The 496-nt window shown below is 69.8% G+C and carries 1 pseudogene; it reads left to right on the forward strand.

What is annotated here, in order from left to right:
- Positions 1-262: 262 nt before the first annotated feature.
- Positions 263-496, forward strand: a pseudogene (locus tag AMK27_RS40895) (transcriptional regulator); the annotation flags it as partial.

Consider the following 496-nt stretch of genomic DNA (forward strand, 5'->3'; position numbering starts at 1 on the left):
CGACCCGGCCGCCGCCGTCGCCTCGCTGAGGGCCCGCGCGGAGGCCGTGACGGCCTCCGCGCCGTGGGCGTGTGGCCACTGAGCCTCCGTCTGATGAACGCGGTCCGTCGGGCCGCCGACAGGACTGATCAAGGCTCGCCACATCTGACAGGATGGACAGCGAGTCCAGAGTGTGAACGACAGCGGTACGCGAACAGCGGTACATGAACGTCGGTACGTGAACAGCGGTACGTGAACAGGTGAGGAGATCGCGGTGGCGGGTATGTCGGCGGGACGGTCAGCCCTGCGGATGGGCCCCGCGGAGCTGGTGCAGGCGGCGGCCATGGCCCGCCGCTTCTACCTCGAGGGCAAGTCCAAGATCCAGATCGCCGAGGAGTTCGGCGTGAGCCGCTTCAAGGTGGCCCGGGTCCTGGAGACCGCCCTGGAGCGCGATCTCGTGCGCATCGAGATCCGCGTGCCGGCCGAGCTGGACGCCGAGCGCTCCGACGCGCTCCGT

This window comes from Streptomyces sp. CB02009 (assembly GCF_001905825.1).
GTDB lineage: Bacteria > Actinomycetota > Actinomycetes > Streptomycetales > Streptomycetaceae > Streptomyces.